This window comes from Paenibacillus sp. NN59 (assembly GCF_057597225.1).
Genome location: NZ_CP199678.1, coordinates 2,681,929 through 2,699,708, shown reverse-complemented (window position 1 = coordinate 2,699,708; position 17,780 = coordinate 2,681,929). Strand labels below are relative to the sequence as shown.

The following is a 17,780-nucleotide window of genomic DNA, read 5'->3' as shown; positions in this document are numbered from 1 at the left end:
TTGAATGGATTCGTTAAATATATCAAAATGTTTTTATCGTCATTGCCCGTTAGGTTATTGAAACACACCAGTAATGAGAAAAGGACTAACCAAAAGGTCAGCCTTTTAAATATGTTCATCTTCGTCTGTCCCTCCTCTCTAAACAAGTTGAGGCTCATGGGCTCAATCCATCATAAAGATGTTATTCAAACCCTTTATATGCCGAATTTCAGAGCTCGAACAACCTCACCATCGATAAGTTGCTCACTGATCCGCTGAAAACCAAGAGATTCGTATAAGGCGCCGGCAACGTGATTATCAGGCCTATGTCCAATTAGAATGCGTTTGCAGTTTAGTGTCTTTTGCATCCTTTGAATCAAAGCACGAAGCGCTTCTTTTCCATATCCTCTACCCTGATATTTACTATCAATCATCAAAGCAGGCAGCCAATAATCACCCTCGTCATGCTCTTGATCGGAGTACACTGCAAAACCTACCAAATCTAAGTCCTTGTAGATGGCTATGGGTTGAAAGTCAGTGACAAACCTTGACTCAGCCAACCAATATACCACGGGTGCAGGGAACGCTTTTTTCTGTTCTTCACTTATCTGTAATTGAGTACAAGCAAACCAATCATCCATCGAAACAGGTCTCACCTGAATAGTCATTTAAAATTCCTCCTAATGGTTTTCTTCGTTTTCTAATGCACATATTCAACTGTTTTCTCATACTGCATCGCTCCTTTCACATAGGCCTAGGTATTTAGGTTTGATTCATCTCGCTATTCATTTACACTAAAGTTCGTATGAAGCGTCCATTCTAGTCTTCGCAACCATTCCTTCTGTACATCCGGGTGGGCATTCTTGATGTGGTTCATAATCCCCGTGAATCAGAGTTTGTTCCCCATGATCAGGAGTGCTTAACACTTCATTTGCCATGCTCATGATTCCGGTGGGGATGAACTCAAGTCCATCCACAGCAACAGCGGATTTCATGATAACAGGCAACTCTGTGTCTTTATTGTCTCGTTTGACGGAGTGCACCTCTTTGGCAAGATATTTACCCAGTTGCTCATACATTCTCCTGCCTTGTTCAAGTCCATCTTGATCCAAAATCGTCTGTGCATTTACGCCCGGGACATAGTCCATCATTACAAATAGCCGTTCATCCTGTTCAAAAAAATCATACACTCGCGGAGTCACCCCAGAATGAGTTAACAGCCTCAGTGCATTTATTTCTGTCTTTGCATCTGCGTTGTTCACATCATAGATTTTGGCAACCCTCTTCATGTCAGTTCCCTCAAGTAAGAGGGTCATATTCGTATAACCGCCAGTTAATTCGAAGATTTTTACATTGGGGAATCGATTTAACAAGATGTCATGTATCATTTTAGGATTCCTTCTTTCTTATTTCCATTAAGTGCTATTCACTATTGCATGCTTAAATCTGATCTCCGATCTCAACAAGAGTAGGACTATGTTTAGTCAGTTCAGGGAACTCAAAAGATTTGTTAGCCACCATTACTTCCCGAACAGCTCCTAAACCTTCCGACTTCCAGATCGAATAAATATATTTGGAAAAGGCATATCCATTCAAGACGTACCCGCTATCTTGTAGCTGTCTGAACAATTTCGCACTTTCTTCAGACTGTTCAATATCCGCTAGAATACAAGCCAGATTGTTTAGCGCAATGTGAATATCTCTCTGTGATATTCTGCTCGAATTCACATCTTCCCAACTGCCGACAACTTCTTCTTTTTTCATTGGCTCTAAGGAAGCCCAATCGATGTGATCTATTAAATGCATCGTTTCATGCATAAGTAAATCTACTTCTCTTTCGTCTCTGGAGTGATACAGATAAGCTAGACGCTCCCCAGAGACAACGACAAAGCCTGTGTAGAATCAGAAACGACCCAATGGTACTGTTCAGGGGGGAGAATCTGCTTCCCCCATTCGAAAAATGCCAAATGATTGGCATAAAGTGGCTCCGGATCTCTTAAAAGGGCATAACCATCTGAAATATTCCAGTATACCCAGCCTCGTTCATTCACAGCTAGTTCGCCGGATTGTTCATATTCTTTCAATAAGTTGATCATCCCCTGATGATCGCCTCGAGCGACTGTTTCCTGAAAAGCATGAACGATATTCTTCCTCATCTTCATCCTCCGTCCCTCATAGCCCTTACAATGGCTTCGTGCCGCAAGCAGTAATAAAATTCATCATGGCATAGGCTTCTGATGAATGATTTATAGCTTCGAAAGCTCGCTCTAACTGGGCAAACTCCTCCCGGCTAATGATACTCTTCTCAACAAAATGTACAAAACGCTGGAGATTGAATTGTTGCTTGAAACCCTCCATCCCGATGATGTCACTGTGTTGAACAACCGCATCGATGTCAACATCAATGTATCCACTCTCAGAGAGGAGCCGCGGCAAACTTCTGCCAATTAACCGATTCCCACCATGTTGGGCTACATAGCCCGCGATTTTCATTAATACGGTATATAGCGCCGGTATATCTGGATTCACTGCGCCAAAAACACCATCGTCAACATCAATAATGGCCAGCCGGCCACCAGGCTTGAGCACACGATAAATTTCTTGCGCAGCTTCGATCGGATTGTTCAGGTGAAGAAAGATCAGCCTAGCCACCACAAAATCAAATGAATTATCCGGCAGGTCCATCTGATAAATGGAAGATTCCACAAATTGCAGTCGCTCCGAAGAAACGTCCTTCAGCCGTTCTTTGGCTTGCGCTTGTAACGTACGATCTATCTCAAGCGAGGTAATCTCGCTGCCCGGTAGACTGTTCAATAATTGTTCCGTGATGTAGCCGGGTCCGCTTCCGACCTCTAAAACACGCATTCCATTTTTGAGCCCATACCACGCCAGATTACGAAATTCTTTGGACCATCCCATGCCGGCTTGCATCTTTAACCTCTCTAATTCAGCTTCGAAACTTAATACTGCGGTTTGGATATTGTAAGTTGAACGCGGGTCAGTCATATTCCTTTTCCTCCTCTTGATTAAAATGATAGAACCTGTATTTTTACACTTTTTTTCTACCTAAAAAAAGAGCGACCTTGTGATGTTTGTCTATCGTTCCGCCTGCATGATCTATTGAACGTTTGATTCTCCCCAAAAGCTCACTCCGAACATCCTCAGAAAGCTGCTGATGCTTGGAATTTGTATTTAAAAGTGCGACATATTCATCGCTCGAACAGGACTGTATCCAGTTATATTCCTTGACCTTAATGTCTGTGAACAAGCCCGAAAGCTCCGTTATTTCTTTGCGCTCCTGAATGACTTCATCAGGCGAAGGATATTGAGAATCATCCAAATGAGGGGCTAGCGCAATGTAATGCGCACGGATTTCTCGATGCAGCTGGTCGTAGCCAGGAACATGAACTGTCCAAAAAAAACCTATGCATCCCTCATCCTCAAGCACTTCCCAGGCCCTGCGGTAGCCGATCTCTGGATCAATAAAATGAAAGGCTGTGCCTGACACCATCAACTTGAAAAGCTTTCCTCCATCATTCCATTCCTCAAACGAAGTGTTGATCACTTGAATGGATGGATACGATCTGAATTTATCTGCGGTAAACTGTGCCAAATTGCTACCTAATTCAATACACGTAATGTTGGTGTAGTCCTTACTCACCAAACCACCAGTGGCCTGCCCTGTTCCGCAACCAACTTCAAGAATGGAATCTTGCTTATCAAGCTTCGCATATGTAAAAATATCATCAAACATTTCGCTCGGATAGACAGGTCTGTAACGCTCATATTCACTCACTACGAGATTAAATGTTTCCTTGTTTTCCATGGTATCCGCCTCCATTTTGCTAACATTATTTTCCTCGTTTTCATTGACTAAACTTACCATATTTTATTATTGTTGAACATATCAGAATAAACCTCTCAATAATGGAATGATCCTGTTTCTAGTTCACCAGTTACTATAATGGATCGGGGTGCTTCAATGAAAAGTATCTTTGAAACAAAGCATGCTTCTGAAATTACAGATCGTATTGATCGACTCCGTGAAGATTCCACACCTCTGTGGGGAACCATGCAGGTTTCTCAAATGTTAGCTCACTGTGTGGCTTTTCATGATATTCCCTTGGGTAATACGTTCCCGCCGAGAGGGTTGCTCGGAAGACTTGTTGGACGGTTTGCCAAACCGATGTTTTACAATGAAAAGCCCTTACCACAAAATATGTCGACCATTCCAACGATCGTTATTGATGATGATCGAGTGTTTAGGACGGAGAAAGAAAAGCTGAAACAGCAGATTACCACTTTTCAAGTAAACGGCTCAGATCACTGCTCCCATCATCCTCATCCTTTCTTCGGAAAACTAACGCCTGAGCAATGGGGAAAAGGCATCTATAAACATCTGGACCATCATCTCAAACAATTTGGAGTTTAATCTAATCTTGGCAGATCGCATAATCCGAAAAAAGCCCATGACAAGATTATGGCTTAATCACACATCTCTGCATGGTTCAAGCTTCATGATGTCATGGGCAATATGAAGTAAAGCTCTTACTCTTTACTTTCCACTTTCTGTACACAGCCAGTGACGGTCACGACCGATTTTCCTGGAATGTTCACGATAAAAGATTGCTCTTCTTCCGCTGCGGTAACTCTCTCCTGACAAACCAGATCCAGTTCCGCATTGGTTACGTAAGACTGCATTGTCGTAATTCGTCCATTTAATCCTAGCTCATGAAGGTCTAGTTGCACGCATTTGTCATGTTCACCATGATTCACAAAAACAGCAGTCACGGTCTGCTCTCCTACATGGACATAGGCAGAACCTAACAAACCGCTGTCGGCTTCCTCACCAAGCCCGGTCAAGTCGATTCGCTTCGCACCAGGCCGAATAAATCGGCTATAGTTACCGAGTACCCACAGCATCTTCGAGGTCAAAATATTTTGCTCATCGCCATTTTCATTAAAATCCGTATAGATTAATCCATCTTTGTAATCTACTTTGGAAACCGCTGTCCACCATTGCCAAGCTGCCGCATTCGCTTCCACCAGATCAAAATGAATCGTTCTTGCCACATGAAGGGCTGGCTCGATCCCTAAATCACGTCCAGGACCATAATCCCCCAGAATGCAATATTCCGTCACCCAGTATTTGCTCTCTTCATCGTAATGCTTCATGTTCGTGTGCAGCAATTGCCTCAATCTGACTAACCGATCATCCCCCGGATTACTGTAGTCAGACCAGTATGAATGAGAAGCCATTTTATTTCCTATCGCTTCTTTCACCTCAGGATCACCGATCATATCCTTTATGTATTCCCGATACTTCCCTGTTCCCAGCTTGTTAGCGCCGCTTGAATACGTACCACTTCCCGCAAACTGACGATAGTATTCGTCGTCCAAGAGCGACGTAATTTCCACACCGTCCGGTGCACTGATCCGTGTCTGTAAATCGGTCTGCTGTAACTGGCGATATAATTCCAGAATCACTTGCTTCAGATCATCATTATTATAACGATTTCCCTCCTGCCAAGACTGATTCCAGTCCCAAGTCGGCTCGTTGATCGGGCTAATATAGTCAAAAGCAAGTCCTTTTCCCTTGAAATACGATAAAACATCAATTAGATACGACGCGAACTTTCCATTATACTCCGGTTTCAGATTCGTCGAACCCACTTCAAGATCAGGCTGGGCATGCCCATTTTTGGTCATCCATACCGGCGGACTATTTACAAATGCGATAAGTGTCCCAACTCCCCGATCACGCGCGGCTTGAAGGAACCACTGTTGGCCCGACTGTTTACTCCAGTCATACTCGTGCTCCTCTGATATTTTGAAAGCTTCGGCTCTTCTCCAAGGGTCGGGAATTCGATCCTGATCGGTTTCTGTTGAACCTGCGCCTATGTTAAAACGCCATGCGGACAACCCGATGCCTCGCTCCCTGGAAAATAACAGATCGGCGATTTGCGCCTTGTTTTCCTCGCTCCAATGCTTCCCTAGCGGTTCCATCGACCACGCATCCGACGCGCCAAAATTGTCTATACTCTGATAACATATATTTCCATCAATCGTGACTTGTGCATCCAGCCTATCGTTTGCTTTTGGGGTATCTCTTTGCATCCCTCATCCTCCTCTTCCTGGTCTATCTTTGCAGATCTTTGCACTCCAAACCGTTCATTGGCTATGGGTTAGAGACTGCCAGCTATGTAGGCAGCCTCTTATATTTTTTCGAATTCAGTGTCCTTCTCAAGTTATAAAGGAAATATTCCCCCTTTAATCCCTGCACCGATTCCTGTTATCCTACAAGACCGGAACGTTCCACACTCTCCACAAAATGACGCTGAACGAACAAATAAATGATAATCAGTGGCAGAATCGCCATCAACACACTCGTATTCATCATCATGGACATGAAAAACGGGTCTTGTGTATAAGATGCCGCAGCCTGGCCTCCGCCCGTTAGATACGTCGCAATGGTAAAGCCCGAGGATGACATCATCGACGACATCACTTTAGGTTCATTCAAATACATATTGGTGAAGAAGGAGTCATTCCATTGCCATACGAACGAGAACAACATGACCGTAACCATTGAAGGGATCGCGTTAGGCAAAATAATGCGTCCAAACGTTTTGAAATATCCTGCACCATCCACGTAGGCAGCCTCTTCAATCTCACGCGGAATACCTCTGAAGAACTGGCGGAAAATGTAGACGTACAGACCTGTTTTCACACCCATACCGAGTGCTGCGGAGATCAGAAACGGCCAGTATGTGTTGATCAGATTAGCAGGACTGCCACGAAACAGCTCGATTAAGCCCATCACATCAAAGTTCTTAAAATTCAGATAGAGCGGAATCATGATCGTCTGTGTAGGCACCAGGATGGTAAATATTACGGCAGCAAACAACAAACCACTGCCTCTGAACTTGATTCTTGCAAACCCATAGCCGGCTAGCACACAGGTTATCGTTTGCAGAAGCATAACCGCAGAGGATAACCATAAGGTGTTCATTAACACGCCGGGATAGTTCATTGCCGTGAAGACCAGTTTAAAGTTTTCGAGCGTAAACGTACGCGGAATCCAGATCACCGTTGGGTCATACAGATCGGACATACTTTTAAAGGATATCGATATTTTCAATAAAATCGGATATAGAATGACAAATGAAATGCCAAAGATCAAGACAAACCGAACCAGAATCCACGCCCACTTCTTGATCGCTTCAAACCAGTAGGCCGTGGAACCCAGGCGATGCAGCCATTCCTTTTTCGCTGGCGGTTGCCCTGCTGCGGTTTCTGTCTTCATGTCAGGCCTCCTTCAGAATACTAGTTTTGATAAAAGACCTTGCGGGATACCAAGGCGGTCGTTACCCAGAGAATCAGTGCAATCACGGCAAAATACATCCAGGACATCGCCGCACTGAGCCCGAAGTTAAAGCTTTTGAAGGCCGTATCCACCACAAGCCGACTCGTCTGATCACTGATGAAGCTGTCCACGATGGTATACACCAGATTCGTCAGAATCAACGGGCTTAGCATCGGGAACGTAATTTTCCAAAAGGCTTCATAGCCTGTAGATCCTTCGATTTTGGCTGCTTCATAAAGCGATGGAGAAATCGACTGCAAACCGGCAAGGAAAATCAGAATCTGGACGCCTGATTGACTGACAATTTCGTATATCCGGCTAACCGCACCTGTCAGATATTCGACCAAAATCGGACTCATGCCGGATTCAAGCAACATAATGGTCAGATCCAGATTTTTCATCACGGACAGTCCACCGCCCGTCATATCGTTAGCACTACGTACAACGGATTGCATCAAATCCCCGTTTTCGATACTTGCAATAATACCCGAAGCCAGAATAACCGGAAGGAAAAAAATCGCTCTCGCCAGCACCCTTCCATGGAACTTCTGATTCAGAATCACCGCAAAAAACAGGCTGAAAATAATGATTAACGGTGTATTCACGACAATATTGATTACAGATTCCGTCAACATTCTCACATAGGATTCATGAGAGAATAACGCCTCACGGAAATTCGCCAAACCGATAAACTCCAGCGTAAACCCTTCATTGGACACCTGCAGATTGCTCAGACTGTATCGGAACGAAGAGATCAGCGGCACCATGAAAAGTAACAAGAAACCGATGAACCAAGGCAGGATGAAATACAAACCGTAATATCTGTTTTTTTGCTCTAGGGATAATTTCTTAAGTTTCATTCCGGCATGTCACCTCCTACCCAGTAGCTCTTCGCTGCCACACGTGTGCCATTCCACTCCACAGCAGCATCGTTGTAATTCACAATGACCGTTTTACCTTTTTCGTAAGTCGTTTGATAAACACCCTTACTCAGCTTCTCATGTTTAACAATCGTTTGATTCTGTACATCTTGCAGCACATTCCTAAGTTCCTTATATCGCTCTGCTGATTCCTCGATCCAGCGCCGATAATCGGCTGAATATAACGCGTCAAAACTCGTCAGTTTGATCGCAGATGGATCTGCATAGAACCACGTGTAATACGGTGCCGATCCGGTTTCGATCGCCCGGAGCATCTGTACATGGGAATCCTGATCATCCGCCATATTCCAGGCCTGCCCTGCATATTGCACGAAGCCGTGATAGACCAGTTGGAAAAAGGGAACCGCTTCATCGGTGATGTTAAACCCGCTGTTGCTAACAGGTGCATCTACGATATGTCTGGCATAGGGGCTTGCATAACTATTGCCGCCCTCTACAAGAAGCGATGCATCCGAGCTGCGTACCTGCTCAAGCTGATTCATCACAACCTCTTTGGCTTGTTCGCGATTGATCACATTAGCGCGGTTAAAATCGGAATTCAGCTGGTCGCCTAAATCTCGAAGCGACAGACCTGTAAGTCCTGTTTCCTTATAATCTTGCAGAAATCCGCTCACAATGCCCGGCACCGCTTCCGGACTCAGGACATAACCTGGAGAGGCTTCATTCTCCTGTGTAAAGGAGGCGATATAGTACGGGAACAACTGCGCAAGTTTACCCGTAATTTGGCGAGAAGCATACGATTTCTTGAATCCCTTTGCTTCCGGAAAAGCTTCCAGGAAGGATACGTCTGGGTATAATCCAAAACCATTCTCTTGTGTATAGGCCTGTAGGCTTTGCAAACCTTTAGCGCCACCAAGCTTTTTATCAACATCGATGGACTTCGGCATATCATGATGCATACCTCCGTTAAACCACCCCGAGTACCGAAGCTGGATATCCTCCACACCAAGGCTTTGCATTTCCTTTAAAATATCCTGTGCCTCTTCGAACGTGGTAAGCGACTCGTAAGCATTATACGGGATGCCGAGGAAAAACTTTTTCTTCGGGATACCGCCGATCAATTCCACGTAAAAAGGGAGTTCCGTATCATCACCTAAACGGGTGAGATTCTTTTGCTCCGTCAGATAATCCCGATAAGTCGAGGCCATACCGGAATAGCTCGCATCATCTGCGCCCAAAAATTCATAGATAACGGACATTTCATTATGAAAAGGCTGTGCCTGAAACCGTTTGACTGTGCTGGAACGCCAGCCGTTCGTCAGGGTAACCTCTTCCATACTGCTGAGTGAAAAACTGGAATGCACCGTATTGTACTGGTTCAATCTGCCGCTGACATCCGCTTCAACAGACGCAACCGCATCACCTTTATCAATGACAGCAAGATATCCTTTGTCTCCGTAACTCATACCAAACACCGGCATTCTCGCCTTCTGTTCCTTCTGGATCTGGGAGAGCTGATTTACAGCATGATCACTTCCATACAGAGCCGTACTATATGGGGATACTGACGTTTTTTTATTATTAAAATAAATCAGAGATCCCGATCCGTCTGGCACCAGACTGTATCCTTTATCTTTTGGACCGCTTGCTCCAAAAAACGGCAGCAGGGACAAGGATTGAATTTTCATCGTATCTGGATACTGGATTCCATTTTCCGGAATGGAAACACGCAGATGTCCTTGCTCCAGCCGATACTGGACAGGCACAATGACACTTGCGCTCCCGCTTTCCTCTTCACCGTAGGCCGCTTTGTCTATGGCAATCTGTGCCTCATCATAGCCGACAGACTCGAAAATTCGGGTTACTTTGGACAAACCTACGCCTTTCAGAGATGAATCCCGTCTTTCGTAACGTTTGTTCTGCTCATCATATTTAAAGCGCTTCTCGATTTCTTTCTGATCTTTTTCTTCCAGTTTCCCGAGAATTAACGTGTTAAAACGTTCTTCGCTAATATATTTAGGGATAGCTTCAATATCACTTTTGACTTCACCCAGCGTGTATACAACGTTGAAGCCGTCCTCTACTTTTTCAACTTCAAACTGACCACTCTCTACACTGTGCGTAAAATTATCGTATTTGAGCGCGTTGCCCGTATTATCGTAATACGTCAATTCAAATTGCACATTCAGCTGGGACTTGTTATAACCGGTCGCAATGGTATCCTGTTCACGATCCTGCGGGTTAGAAAACCACATCGCACCATTCTTCTGATCCTTAACCGCAATCTCTGTCGTTTCCGGCTTTAGATACAGGATCAGGCCATCCTTTTCCGTAACAACTTCCATCCCCTCAGGAACAGCTACGGCTTCGTTCTTCTGTTGATTCGCAGATGCCGTCTGCGGTTCAGAGCTGGTCGCATCGGATTGCTTTTCCCCCTTACGTTCAGGATCCGCCGCCGTAGACCCTTGTTCTGTTGAAGTTTCTTGTGTTGCAGACGTCTCAGGAGACGTAGTCTGATCCGCCTCTTGTGAATCGCCAGATGTGGTTACCACACGTTCAGATACGGATTCCGCATAGTTGATATTTTGAGCCATAAACAAGCTTGCAATAAGGATGACCGCTGCAAACGTAGTACGCTTTTTTCTCATATCAGGCACCTCCCTTCTTCTCCTATTCGCGCAGTGTAATCTCTTGAAAGAGGGTATAACCGAAACTGATGATCTGCTGGATCAGGCTGAAGAAAAGCAGGCCCAGGAAGATCACAACACCCATGACAACTAGCGTAAGCAGCATGGTGGTAATCGTTTTCATGACCGAGTATTGATGTACTGTCTTGGTTCCGATAAACAGCAGCCACACAAACCAGATGACACCGAACGAATCCAGCAAGTAATAAAAAGAAGATTCGCGCAGCGTGATCACATTGCTTAGTAAAATATTAGGAATGTTGACCAGAATAAGCGGAAGCATCGCATATCCTGTTGCAATCAAGATGTCTTTGAACTTACCTTCCCCGTCCATCAGCGTAGTCAAGGACCAATTGGAAATACACCAGAGTAGAAAAGGGAGAACGATATATTTGAACTCGTTAATACTATTAAGCGAGAGCGGATAGTTATCATTGACAACATACCCGGCAAACTGTCGCTTCAAGATCATCGTTATCGTGACAGCCAGAAGCACTAGCAATGCAACGCGCAATCTGCCTTTATTTTCATATTTCAAATCCCAGTATCCGTCAAAAGGACGTACCGCGACATGCAGAGAGTATTTGAGTTCCTTAATTAGCGACATCTCTGACCCCCCTCTCATTCCTTGTTCTGGCGATCCGGCGCCAGACGATGACGCTGATTAGCAAGGCAATTGCTACAGTCATGTACATCCCGAAATATTCACGCATGTATTCTCTCCGATATTTCGCTAAAGCTTTGGAATAGTATTCGCGGTCATTCCCTAACTTCAGATAGGTCATTGCGTCCTTGTACTTCCCTTCTCGCAGCATCGATTTGCCGATACCGATATAGGCCATCTCATAGTTCGCGTCAAGGCGCAACACCTCTTGCCATAACTTCGCGGCTTCCGTATGTTTGCCAGAGCTGTACAACCGATTGGCCTCATTAACCAGGCTTCCAAACGTTGTTGCCTTGAACTCCGTAATTCGCCCGAGATCTCGATCCAGTACGTAGATAGCGTCCCCATAGCTTTCGATGGCGACCGGATTTTTGAATGTACCGATCTGGTTGCCAAGCTGACCTATGACATAGAGCAGATTACCATCCTCGTTATACGTGAACACCCGACCTCTTGTTGAATCCAGCGCACGATAGACACCGTTACTGGACACCTGGATATCCACGAAGGAAGAGCGATTGAAGGTCAAGTCTCCGACCGGTGCAAATTCACCGTTAACCCGAAGTACGTCAATACCGGAGGGATTCAACCTTTTGACCGCAGAAAGCGAGTTTTTGTCCGCTGTTGTGGTGTAGATAAAACCGCCATCATCGATGTCCGCGTTGTTGAACTCCAGCGGGATAAACCGAATCATTTTCTCGCGTTGTTCCTTGGTGGATACGGTTTTCCAGAACAGGTCGACCGGATCAAACTGCACTCGATTGGTACCCATAAATCCAGTGAAACGTCCGTCACTATCAAACTCGATCAGTCCTTCGAAGACCCCGCGACCAACCACATAGATTCGTCCAGCTTTGTCCACGATAACCTTGCGAGGAAAGTATTCAAACGTATCACTAAGCACATCCGACTCTGGTGCACCGATGGCACGTACAAAAGTACCATCTTGATTCAACTCTACGATTCGTCTGTTTTCAGTATCCGCAACGTAGATTTGACCTGCTTCCGTCACAAAAAGCCCCTCAGGATTGTTAAAACTGTCCTTTTTACCGTCATGGTTAAACTCTTGAATGACCCGAACCGTTTCCCATTTCTCGTTCAAGACAACGATCCGTCCATTGCCTGAATCCAGAATATAGAGCAAGCCATCTTTCGCAGCATATAAATCCAGCGGAGACTGCCATGCTCCTGTTCCGGCCTCATCCCCTGTGATTACTCTGGAGGGAAGAAACGCAATCGGTGACTTCACCGCATCTCCCCAATAGTTGTAGGTATATCCCTCATACGGTGCCGCATGAGCCTGGTTATGTCCGAATCCGGCAATCAGCAGGGAAGCTGCCAGAACGATTAGCCATGATTTCACTCTCATCTGTAACACCCTCTCCCTTAATCCTTCATGCCGGATGAAGCCATCGTTTGAATGACATTGCTCTGCGACAATACAAACGTAACGATCGGCACCGTCATCATGATGACCGCTACTGCAGCGCCTACCCCTGCACGAGCAATCCCTCCTTGCACAATCTGTCCCATGGCATAATGCATCGTTTTGAGCTGCTCACTGTAGATAAAACTGCCGCCATCCGTTCCCCACAGCATCTGCATCATCAGGATTAGCAGGGTTAACCAAGCCGGTTTAACGAGCGGCATAACGACCTGTATGAAAATCCGGTATTCGCTCGCACCATCCATTTTCGCCGCCTCCAGAAGTGCATCCGGGATCTGCTCCATAAATTGCTTCATCAGATACAAACCCAGCGGATAAGCAAAGGCAGGGATAATAATCGCTTGATACGAGTCGAGCCACCCAAGGGTCGACATAATCATGTAATTCGGGATTGCCGTGACATGTGGCGAGAACATAAGCGACAATACGATGACTGTAAACAGCACCTTGTGTCCGCGAAATTTATGTTTTGCTAGTGGGTATGCAGCCGCCGAGGCCAGAATGATATGACCAAACGTACCCGCCGCAGTAATAAACACGGTATTAAAAATGTATCTCGAAAAAGGAACCCATGAATTTTTCATCACCTGAAACAAATCCGAGAAATTCTCGAACGTCGGATTGCGAACAAACAGGGTTGGCGGGAAAATGAACAGCTCATCCAGCGGTTTAAACGCATTATTAATGACATAGATGAGCGGAACCGCCATAAATGCGCCAAATCCGCCAAGTAGCAGGAACAGCAGGATGTCGACCTGCCAGGATCGGTTGATTTTTCGTTTCATACGCAGGGCTATCTTCATCTGCTATTCCCCCACTCTCTTCAGAAGCTTTTGTACAAGCAGGTTGGAACCCAGCATCAGACCGAACAACACCGTTGCAATGGCAGACGCATAACCCATTTCGAAGCGGATCGTTCCGTAATCCATCAAGTGAGTGACGATCGTATGCGCACCGTACTGCACACTTGGGAACCCTGCTAGCGCCGTAGCAACTTCGGCAACCGCCAAGGACGCAGTAATCTGAATGACCGCACCAAACATCAGTTGAGGCCGCATCGAAGGCAGCGTAATGTACCATAACTCCTGCCAGCGATTTTGTACCCCATCGATTGCTCCTGCTTCATACAGCGTACGATCCACGGTCTGCAAACCGGCGATGAACGCCAGGAAACTGGTTCCCAAGCTGAGCCACAGTTGCACTAGCATGATGATCGCCAGCATATATTTCGGATCTTGAAGCCACAGGATCGGTTCGTAAAGAATGCCTGTTTTCATCAAGAAACCGTTCATAATGCCATACGAATCTCCCGAGAAAATAATTTGCCAAATAAAGAATACATTTCCCGAAATTGAAGGTGCAAAAAAGATCAGGGTCATAAAGGCTCTCACCTTGGGATTCAGCTCATTAATCAGCCACGCGAATACAAAACAAGCGATGTAACTGATTGGGCCGGTGACCACCGAGAAAATAATTGTATTTTTGAGACCAATCAAGAACACATCATCATTCCAGAGCAGCTTGGAATAGTTCTCCCAGCCGACCCATTGCGGAAACTCCAGCATATTGAAGTTAGTAAAGCTGAAGAAAATGGAGATGATGACGGGAAATACAGTAAAAAGTAAAAATAACAACATATACGGAGATAGTAGGACATACAGATGTTTATCCCGCTTCATATCTCTGACAAAGAGTTCCCATTTTCCCGGCATGCCGGCAGGCGTGCGCTTGGGCCGAGAACCGGTTTTGTTCACCATTTCTGTCTTTTGCAAAAGAGTCCCTCCCTAGCGCATTCCGTCCAATTTAAACTCTTTTCGTTTCTGCTGAATTTCGTAGTTAATTTCCTGCACATAATCATAGATGGCATCCGTGGAGTTGGTACCGTTATTCACGACCTCACGCAAGGCATTGTCCAGATGGCGACCTGTAAAGTAACCTCCAGGCACTTCAGGCACGCCCTGCACCCACTCCCATTGTTCTTCCAAACTGCGATAATCGCGGATTGGCCAAGGCAATTCCTGTAATGCTTCAATGTTGGCTGTCGGATAGCGCGCCGCAGCTCCCATCAGACCTTCCATTTCCCGTCCGAATCGAACTTGTGCATCCTTACTAACCCACCATTTCATGAATTCCCATGCCGCATCCTTATGTTTGGATTGTTTCAGCATGACCGTCGCCGTGCCACCACTAGCCACATCCCGTTTGATGCTTCCGTCCTTCTGCTTGATTCCTGGAACCGGGATGAACTCCCATAATCCTTTGATCTCTGGCGCAGATACAGACAAATAGTTATAGAAGGTGTAATCCATAATACCAACTGGCATTTCACCTGTTCTAAAGCGCATTGGGAAATCAAAGGTGAGCGGAAGTTTATAACTGGTATAAAAATTCGTCCATTCTTTGAACGCTTCTAGTCCCGTTTCCGTATCCATACCACTTTTCGCACCCTGGTCTAGATAGAATGAACCACCCATTTGGTAGAGCAACATTGCATACGCCCGGTTCACTTCGAGTACCGGTACACCTGTGGTTTGAGCAAGCGGCAGTGCCATTTCCATGTTATGCTTCTGCAGCACCGGAATCATGGCATACACATCTTCCCACGTCTGCGGCGGCTCAAGGTCAAGCTGTTCCAGAATATCTTTCCGGTAAAATAACATATTGAATATTTGCTGTTCCGGTAGGGCAAATACTTGATCCTCAAATTGATAAGGAACCATGGCACTGTCCCTGAACTGTTTGATCAATTCGTGGTACCCCGGATACGTAGACAGATCCTCTGCCGCATGCCGCATCCCGAAGTTAACCGGCACATCATTGCCTACTTGCATCGCCACATCCGGTCCTTCTCCTGCAAGGGAGGCGCGGAGCAACACGTCGGCATTGACCAGCTTGAGATTGACACTAATGCCTGTCAGCGGTGTAAACGTGTCATCAATCATCGCTTTTAATACCTGCGCCTGGTCCCGGCCTGTACCAATCCAGACGGTAACGGATTTATCTTCATCCGCTGTGCTACCGATGGTGTCGTAATCTTCAAAGAAAGAATGGAAGAAAGACGAAACCTCATGCCCTGCTTTGCGGAAGGCCGAATCATTTGCGTTTGGCAACTTCTCATCAGGGGAAGCTAAGAGCAGATAGTCAATTTCCAGCGGTTGCTCCCGAACTTCCAGAAGCCAAGAACCGACACTCCCGACGTTGATTTTGAATTGAGACAACCGTTTCTGAACCGTTTCCGGTTTGTCGGCCAGATCAGCCAGTTGATAAGCGGTTTTATTCAAAATCGCGGTTTTATCACTCTTTTCACCTGTTAGATGAATTAATTCTTCAGAAACCGCATTCAAGATATCGCTTTGCTTATGAAATACTTCCACCATATCTGGAATCTGCTTCTCTAATTGATAATCGCGATATGGGTCAGGCACATTGCCTGTGATCATCAGAATTTTTCGATACATCGCATTGATCTCAAGCACGCTGGCTTCAACCTGACGGATCAAAGGCGCAATGGCCCCAAGACTGACCTCAAGCCGTAAATCATGTTTTCCTTTGGTTAAATAAAATAAATACGGCTCTTCCTCGCTCCCAAGCACATGCATCTGCCAATCCGAATCATAGAAGAATGGAATCTGCATCATTTCTTTGAACGGGATTTGGTTATCGATCTGCAACGAGCGTGTGGAATATATGCCTCTCAGCAATTCCTGTCTGCCTTTGATTGCAATTTTATATAAGCCATCCTCCGGAACATCCATTTCCCATGCAATCCATTGCCCCGGCACACGCCAGTTGTTCCCACCAATGGTGTTCATTCTGATTTTGGAAACATCATAAGGTTCTGTTGAGGTGCTGGATCGATCTGTAATCGGATACAAGGTCGGTGATGACTTGGTTGCGGCCTGTTCCCCTTGAACTTTGATCAAGTGTCCGCTTGTTTCCGCGTATCCTTTCGATTCGTACTCCTGCTTCAGTTCCGCATAGGATGGCGGCTCTTCGTAATGATGTAGTTTGATCGAATCAATGACCATCGGCTCCCGTGTCGATACAAGCTTTATGGAGTGTTTCCCTGCTGAAAAATAAAACTGGTACGGCTCTTCATAATAGCCTTCTTTATCTCTCAGGATGGACTCCTGCCACATGGGTGCTTCAATCTGACGCGGACGCAAGTCATTGCCTCTATTGTCTTGCTCAATTTCGGATTTTTCATTGACCCAAACCCGATGAAAGCTCATGTTGCGTGCACTGTTGAAAGGGATCTCCCCATCAATCCATAACTCGCGTTCGATCGCAGAGCTCTTTCCTTGAATCGGGTAATAACGCAACGTCATGTGATACATGCCGGATTCCGGAACATCCACGTCCCATTGCATGGAACCGCTCTCCTCTGTTCGTATAAACTTGCCCGTTTCGCCGCCGAGCTCTGTGATCATCTCTGGTTTCATTCCTTCAGCAGCTGTGTAATCTGCTCCCTGAATGACAATTTCTCTGGAAGGCCGCTTCTCGTTCTGGTATTGCTGCAGATAATAATCATAGCTACCCTCCGCAGCAGACTCCGATATCGGCATCACACGGCTCGGATCTGATGTTCGATTTCCGGATTTGGAATTACCGCTCGCACCGGAACTAAATATCGCGTACACCACGACGAGCATGACCATGACGACGACAATCGTCACTCGGGATAATGTGAATTTCACCCAATGCCCCTCCTTTAACTGACTCTCTTAAACGTAATCAGATGGACGGCCTGCAAATT

At 45.7% G+C, this 17,780-nt stretch carries 16 protein-coding genes; 1 reads left to right on the top strand and 15 read right to left on the bottom strand.

Annotated features, from left to right (window positions below):
- Nucleotides 1-194 precede the first annotated feature (194 nt).
- The 6 genes from ACT89M_RS12115 to ACT89M_RS12090 form a co-directional block, all read right to left on the bottom strand.
- The gene (locus ACT89M_RS12115) at nt 195-647 is read right to left on the bottom strand and encodes a GNAT family N-acetyltransferase (RefSeq protein ID WP_154886273.1); all 453 of its coding nucleotides are present in this window, start codon (nt 645-647) and stop codon (nt 195-197) included.
- A 126-nt stretch (nt 648-773) separates the two neighbouring features.
- A complete protein-coding gene (locus ACT89M_RS12110; RefSeq protein WP_186809543.1) occupies nt 774-1,352 on the bottom strand; it encodes a phosphotransferase family protein in 579 nt (192 codons plus the stop codon).
- Nucleotides 1,353-1,419: 67 nt separating this feature from the next.
- Nucleotides 1,420-1,785 carry a hypothetical protein gene (locus ACT89M_RS12105; RefSeq protein ID WP_221791021.1) on the bottom strand — a complete coding sequence of 122 codons (366 nt, stop codon included), beginning with the start codon at nt 1,783-1,785 and terminating at the stop codon, nt 1,420-1,422.
- A 56-nt stretch (nt 1,786-1,841) separates the two neighbouring features.
- Complete coding sequence (locus ACT89M_RS12100; protein ID WP_221791022.1) at nt 1,842-2,135, bottom strand: hypothetical protein; 294 nt, start codon at nt 2,133-2,135, stop codon at nt 1,842-1,844.
- Between the two features lie 25 nt (nt 2,136-2,160).
- Nucleotides 2,161-2,985: a methyltransferase domain-containing protein gene (locus ACT89M_RS12095; protein WP_154886276.1), complete on the bottom strand. Its 825-nt coding sequence runs from the start codon at nt 2,983-2,985 to the stop codon at nt 2,161-2,163.
- Between the two features lie 43 nt (nt 2,986-3,028).
- Entirely contained in the window at nt 3,029-3,805 is a 777-nt protein-coding gene (locus tag ACT89M_RS12090; RefSeq protein WP_186809544.1) for a class I SAM-dependent methyltransferase, read from the bottom strand.
- Nucleotides 3,806-3,961: 156 nt separating this feature from the next.
- Between ACT89M_RS12090 and ACT89M_RS12085 the strand changes: the two genes are divergently transcribed.
- On the top strand, nt 3,962-4,411 hold the full coding sequence (locus ACT89M_RS12085; protein WP_154886278.1) for a DUF1569 domain-containing protein: 450 nt from the start codon (nt 3,962-3,964) through the stop codon (nt 4,409-4,411).
- Nucleotides 4,412-4,527: 116 nt separating this feature from the next.
- Here the strand turns inward: ACT89M_RS12085 and ACT89M_RS12080 are convergent, their stop codons facing one another.
- The 9 genes from ACT89M_RS12080 to ACT89M_RS12040 form a co-directional block, all read right to left on the bottom strand.
- The gene (locus ACT89M_RS12080) at nt 4,528-6,096 is read right to left on the bottom strand and encodes a glycoside hydrolase (protein ID WP_154886279.1); all 1,569 of its coding nucleotides are present in this window, start codon (nt 6,094-6,096) and stop codon (nt 4,528-4,530) included.
- Nucleotides 6,097-6,271: 175 nt separating this feature from the next.
- Nucleotides 6,272-7,285 carry a carbohydrate ABC transporter permease gene (locus ACT89M_RS12075; RefSeq protein WP_090920923.1) on the bottom strand — a complete coding sequence of 338 codons (1,014 nt, stop codon included), beginning with the start codon at nt 7,283-7,285 and terminating at the stop codon, nt 6,272-6,274.
- 20 nt (nt 7,286-7,305) lie between these two features.
- Complete coding sequence (locus ACT89M_RS12070; RefSeq protein WP_090920925.1) at nt 7,306-8,205, bottom strand: carbohydrate ABC transporter permease; 900 nt, start codon at nt 8,203-8,205, stop codon at nt 7,306-7,308.
- Complete coding sequence (locus tag ACT89M_RS12065) at nt 8,202-10,874, bottom strand: DUF5696 domain-containing protein (protein WP_308721948.1); 2,673 nt, start codon at nt 10,872-10,874, stop codon at nt 8,202-8,204. The genes ACT89M_RS12070 and ACT89M_RS12065 overlap by 4 nt, the downstream gene beginning before the upstream one ends.
- A 22-nt stretch (nt 10,875-10,896) precedes the next feature.
- Nucleotides 10,897-11,520, bottom strand: coding sequence for a Yip1 family protein (locus ACT89M_RS12060; RefSeq protein WP_090920930.1), 624 nt, complete (start codon nt 11,518-11,520; stop codon nt 10,897-10,899).
- Nucleotides 11,507-12,940 carry a gluconolactonase gene (locus ACT89M_RS12055; protein ID WP_341181981.1) on the bottom strand — a complete coding sequence of 478 codons (1,434 nt, stop codon included), beginning with the start codon at nt 12,938-12,940 and terminating at the stop codon, nt 11,507-11,509. The genes ACT89M_RS12060 and ACT89M_RS12055 overlap by 14 nt, the downstream gene beginning before the upstream one ends.
- Before the next feature lie 23 nt (nt 12,941-12,963).
- Complete coding sequence (locus ACT89M_RS12050; RefSeq protein ID WP_090920933.1) at nt 12,964-13,827, bottom strand: carbohydrate ABC transporter permease; 864 nt, start codon at nt 13,825-13,827, stop codon at nt 12,964-12,966.
- A gap of 3 nt (nt 13,828-13,830) precedes the next feature.
- On the bottom strand, nt 13,831-14,736 hold the full coding sequence (locus ACT89M_RS12045; RefSeq protein WP_240037208.1) for a carbohydrate ABC transporter permease: 906 nt from the start codon (nt 14,734-14,736) through the stop codon (nt 13,831-13,833).
- Nucleotides 14,737-14,808: 72 nt separating this feature from the next.
- Entirely contained in the window at nt 14,809-17,721 is a 2,913-nt protein-coding gene (locus ACT89M_RS12040) for an extracellular solute-binding protein (protein ID WP_308721949.1), read from the bottom strand.
- Between the last annotated feature and the right edge of the window lie 59 nt (nt 17,722-17,780).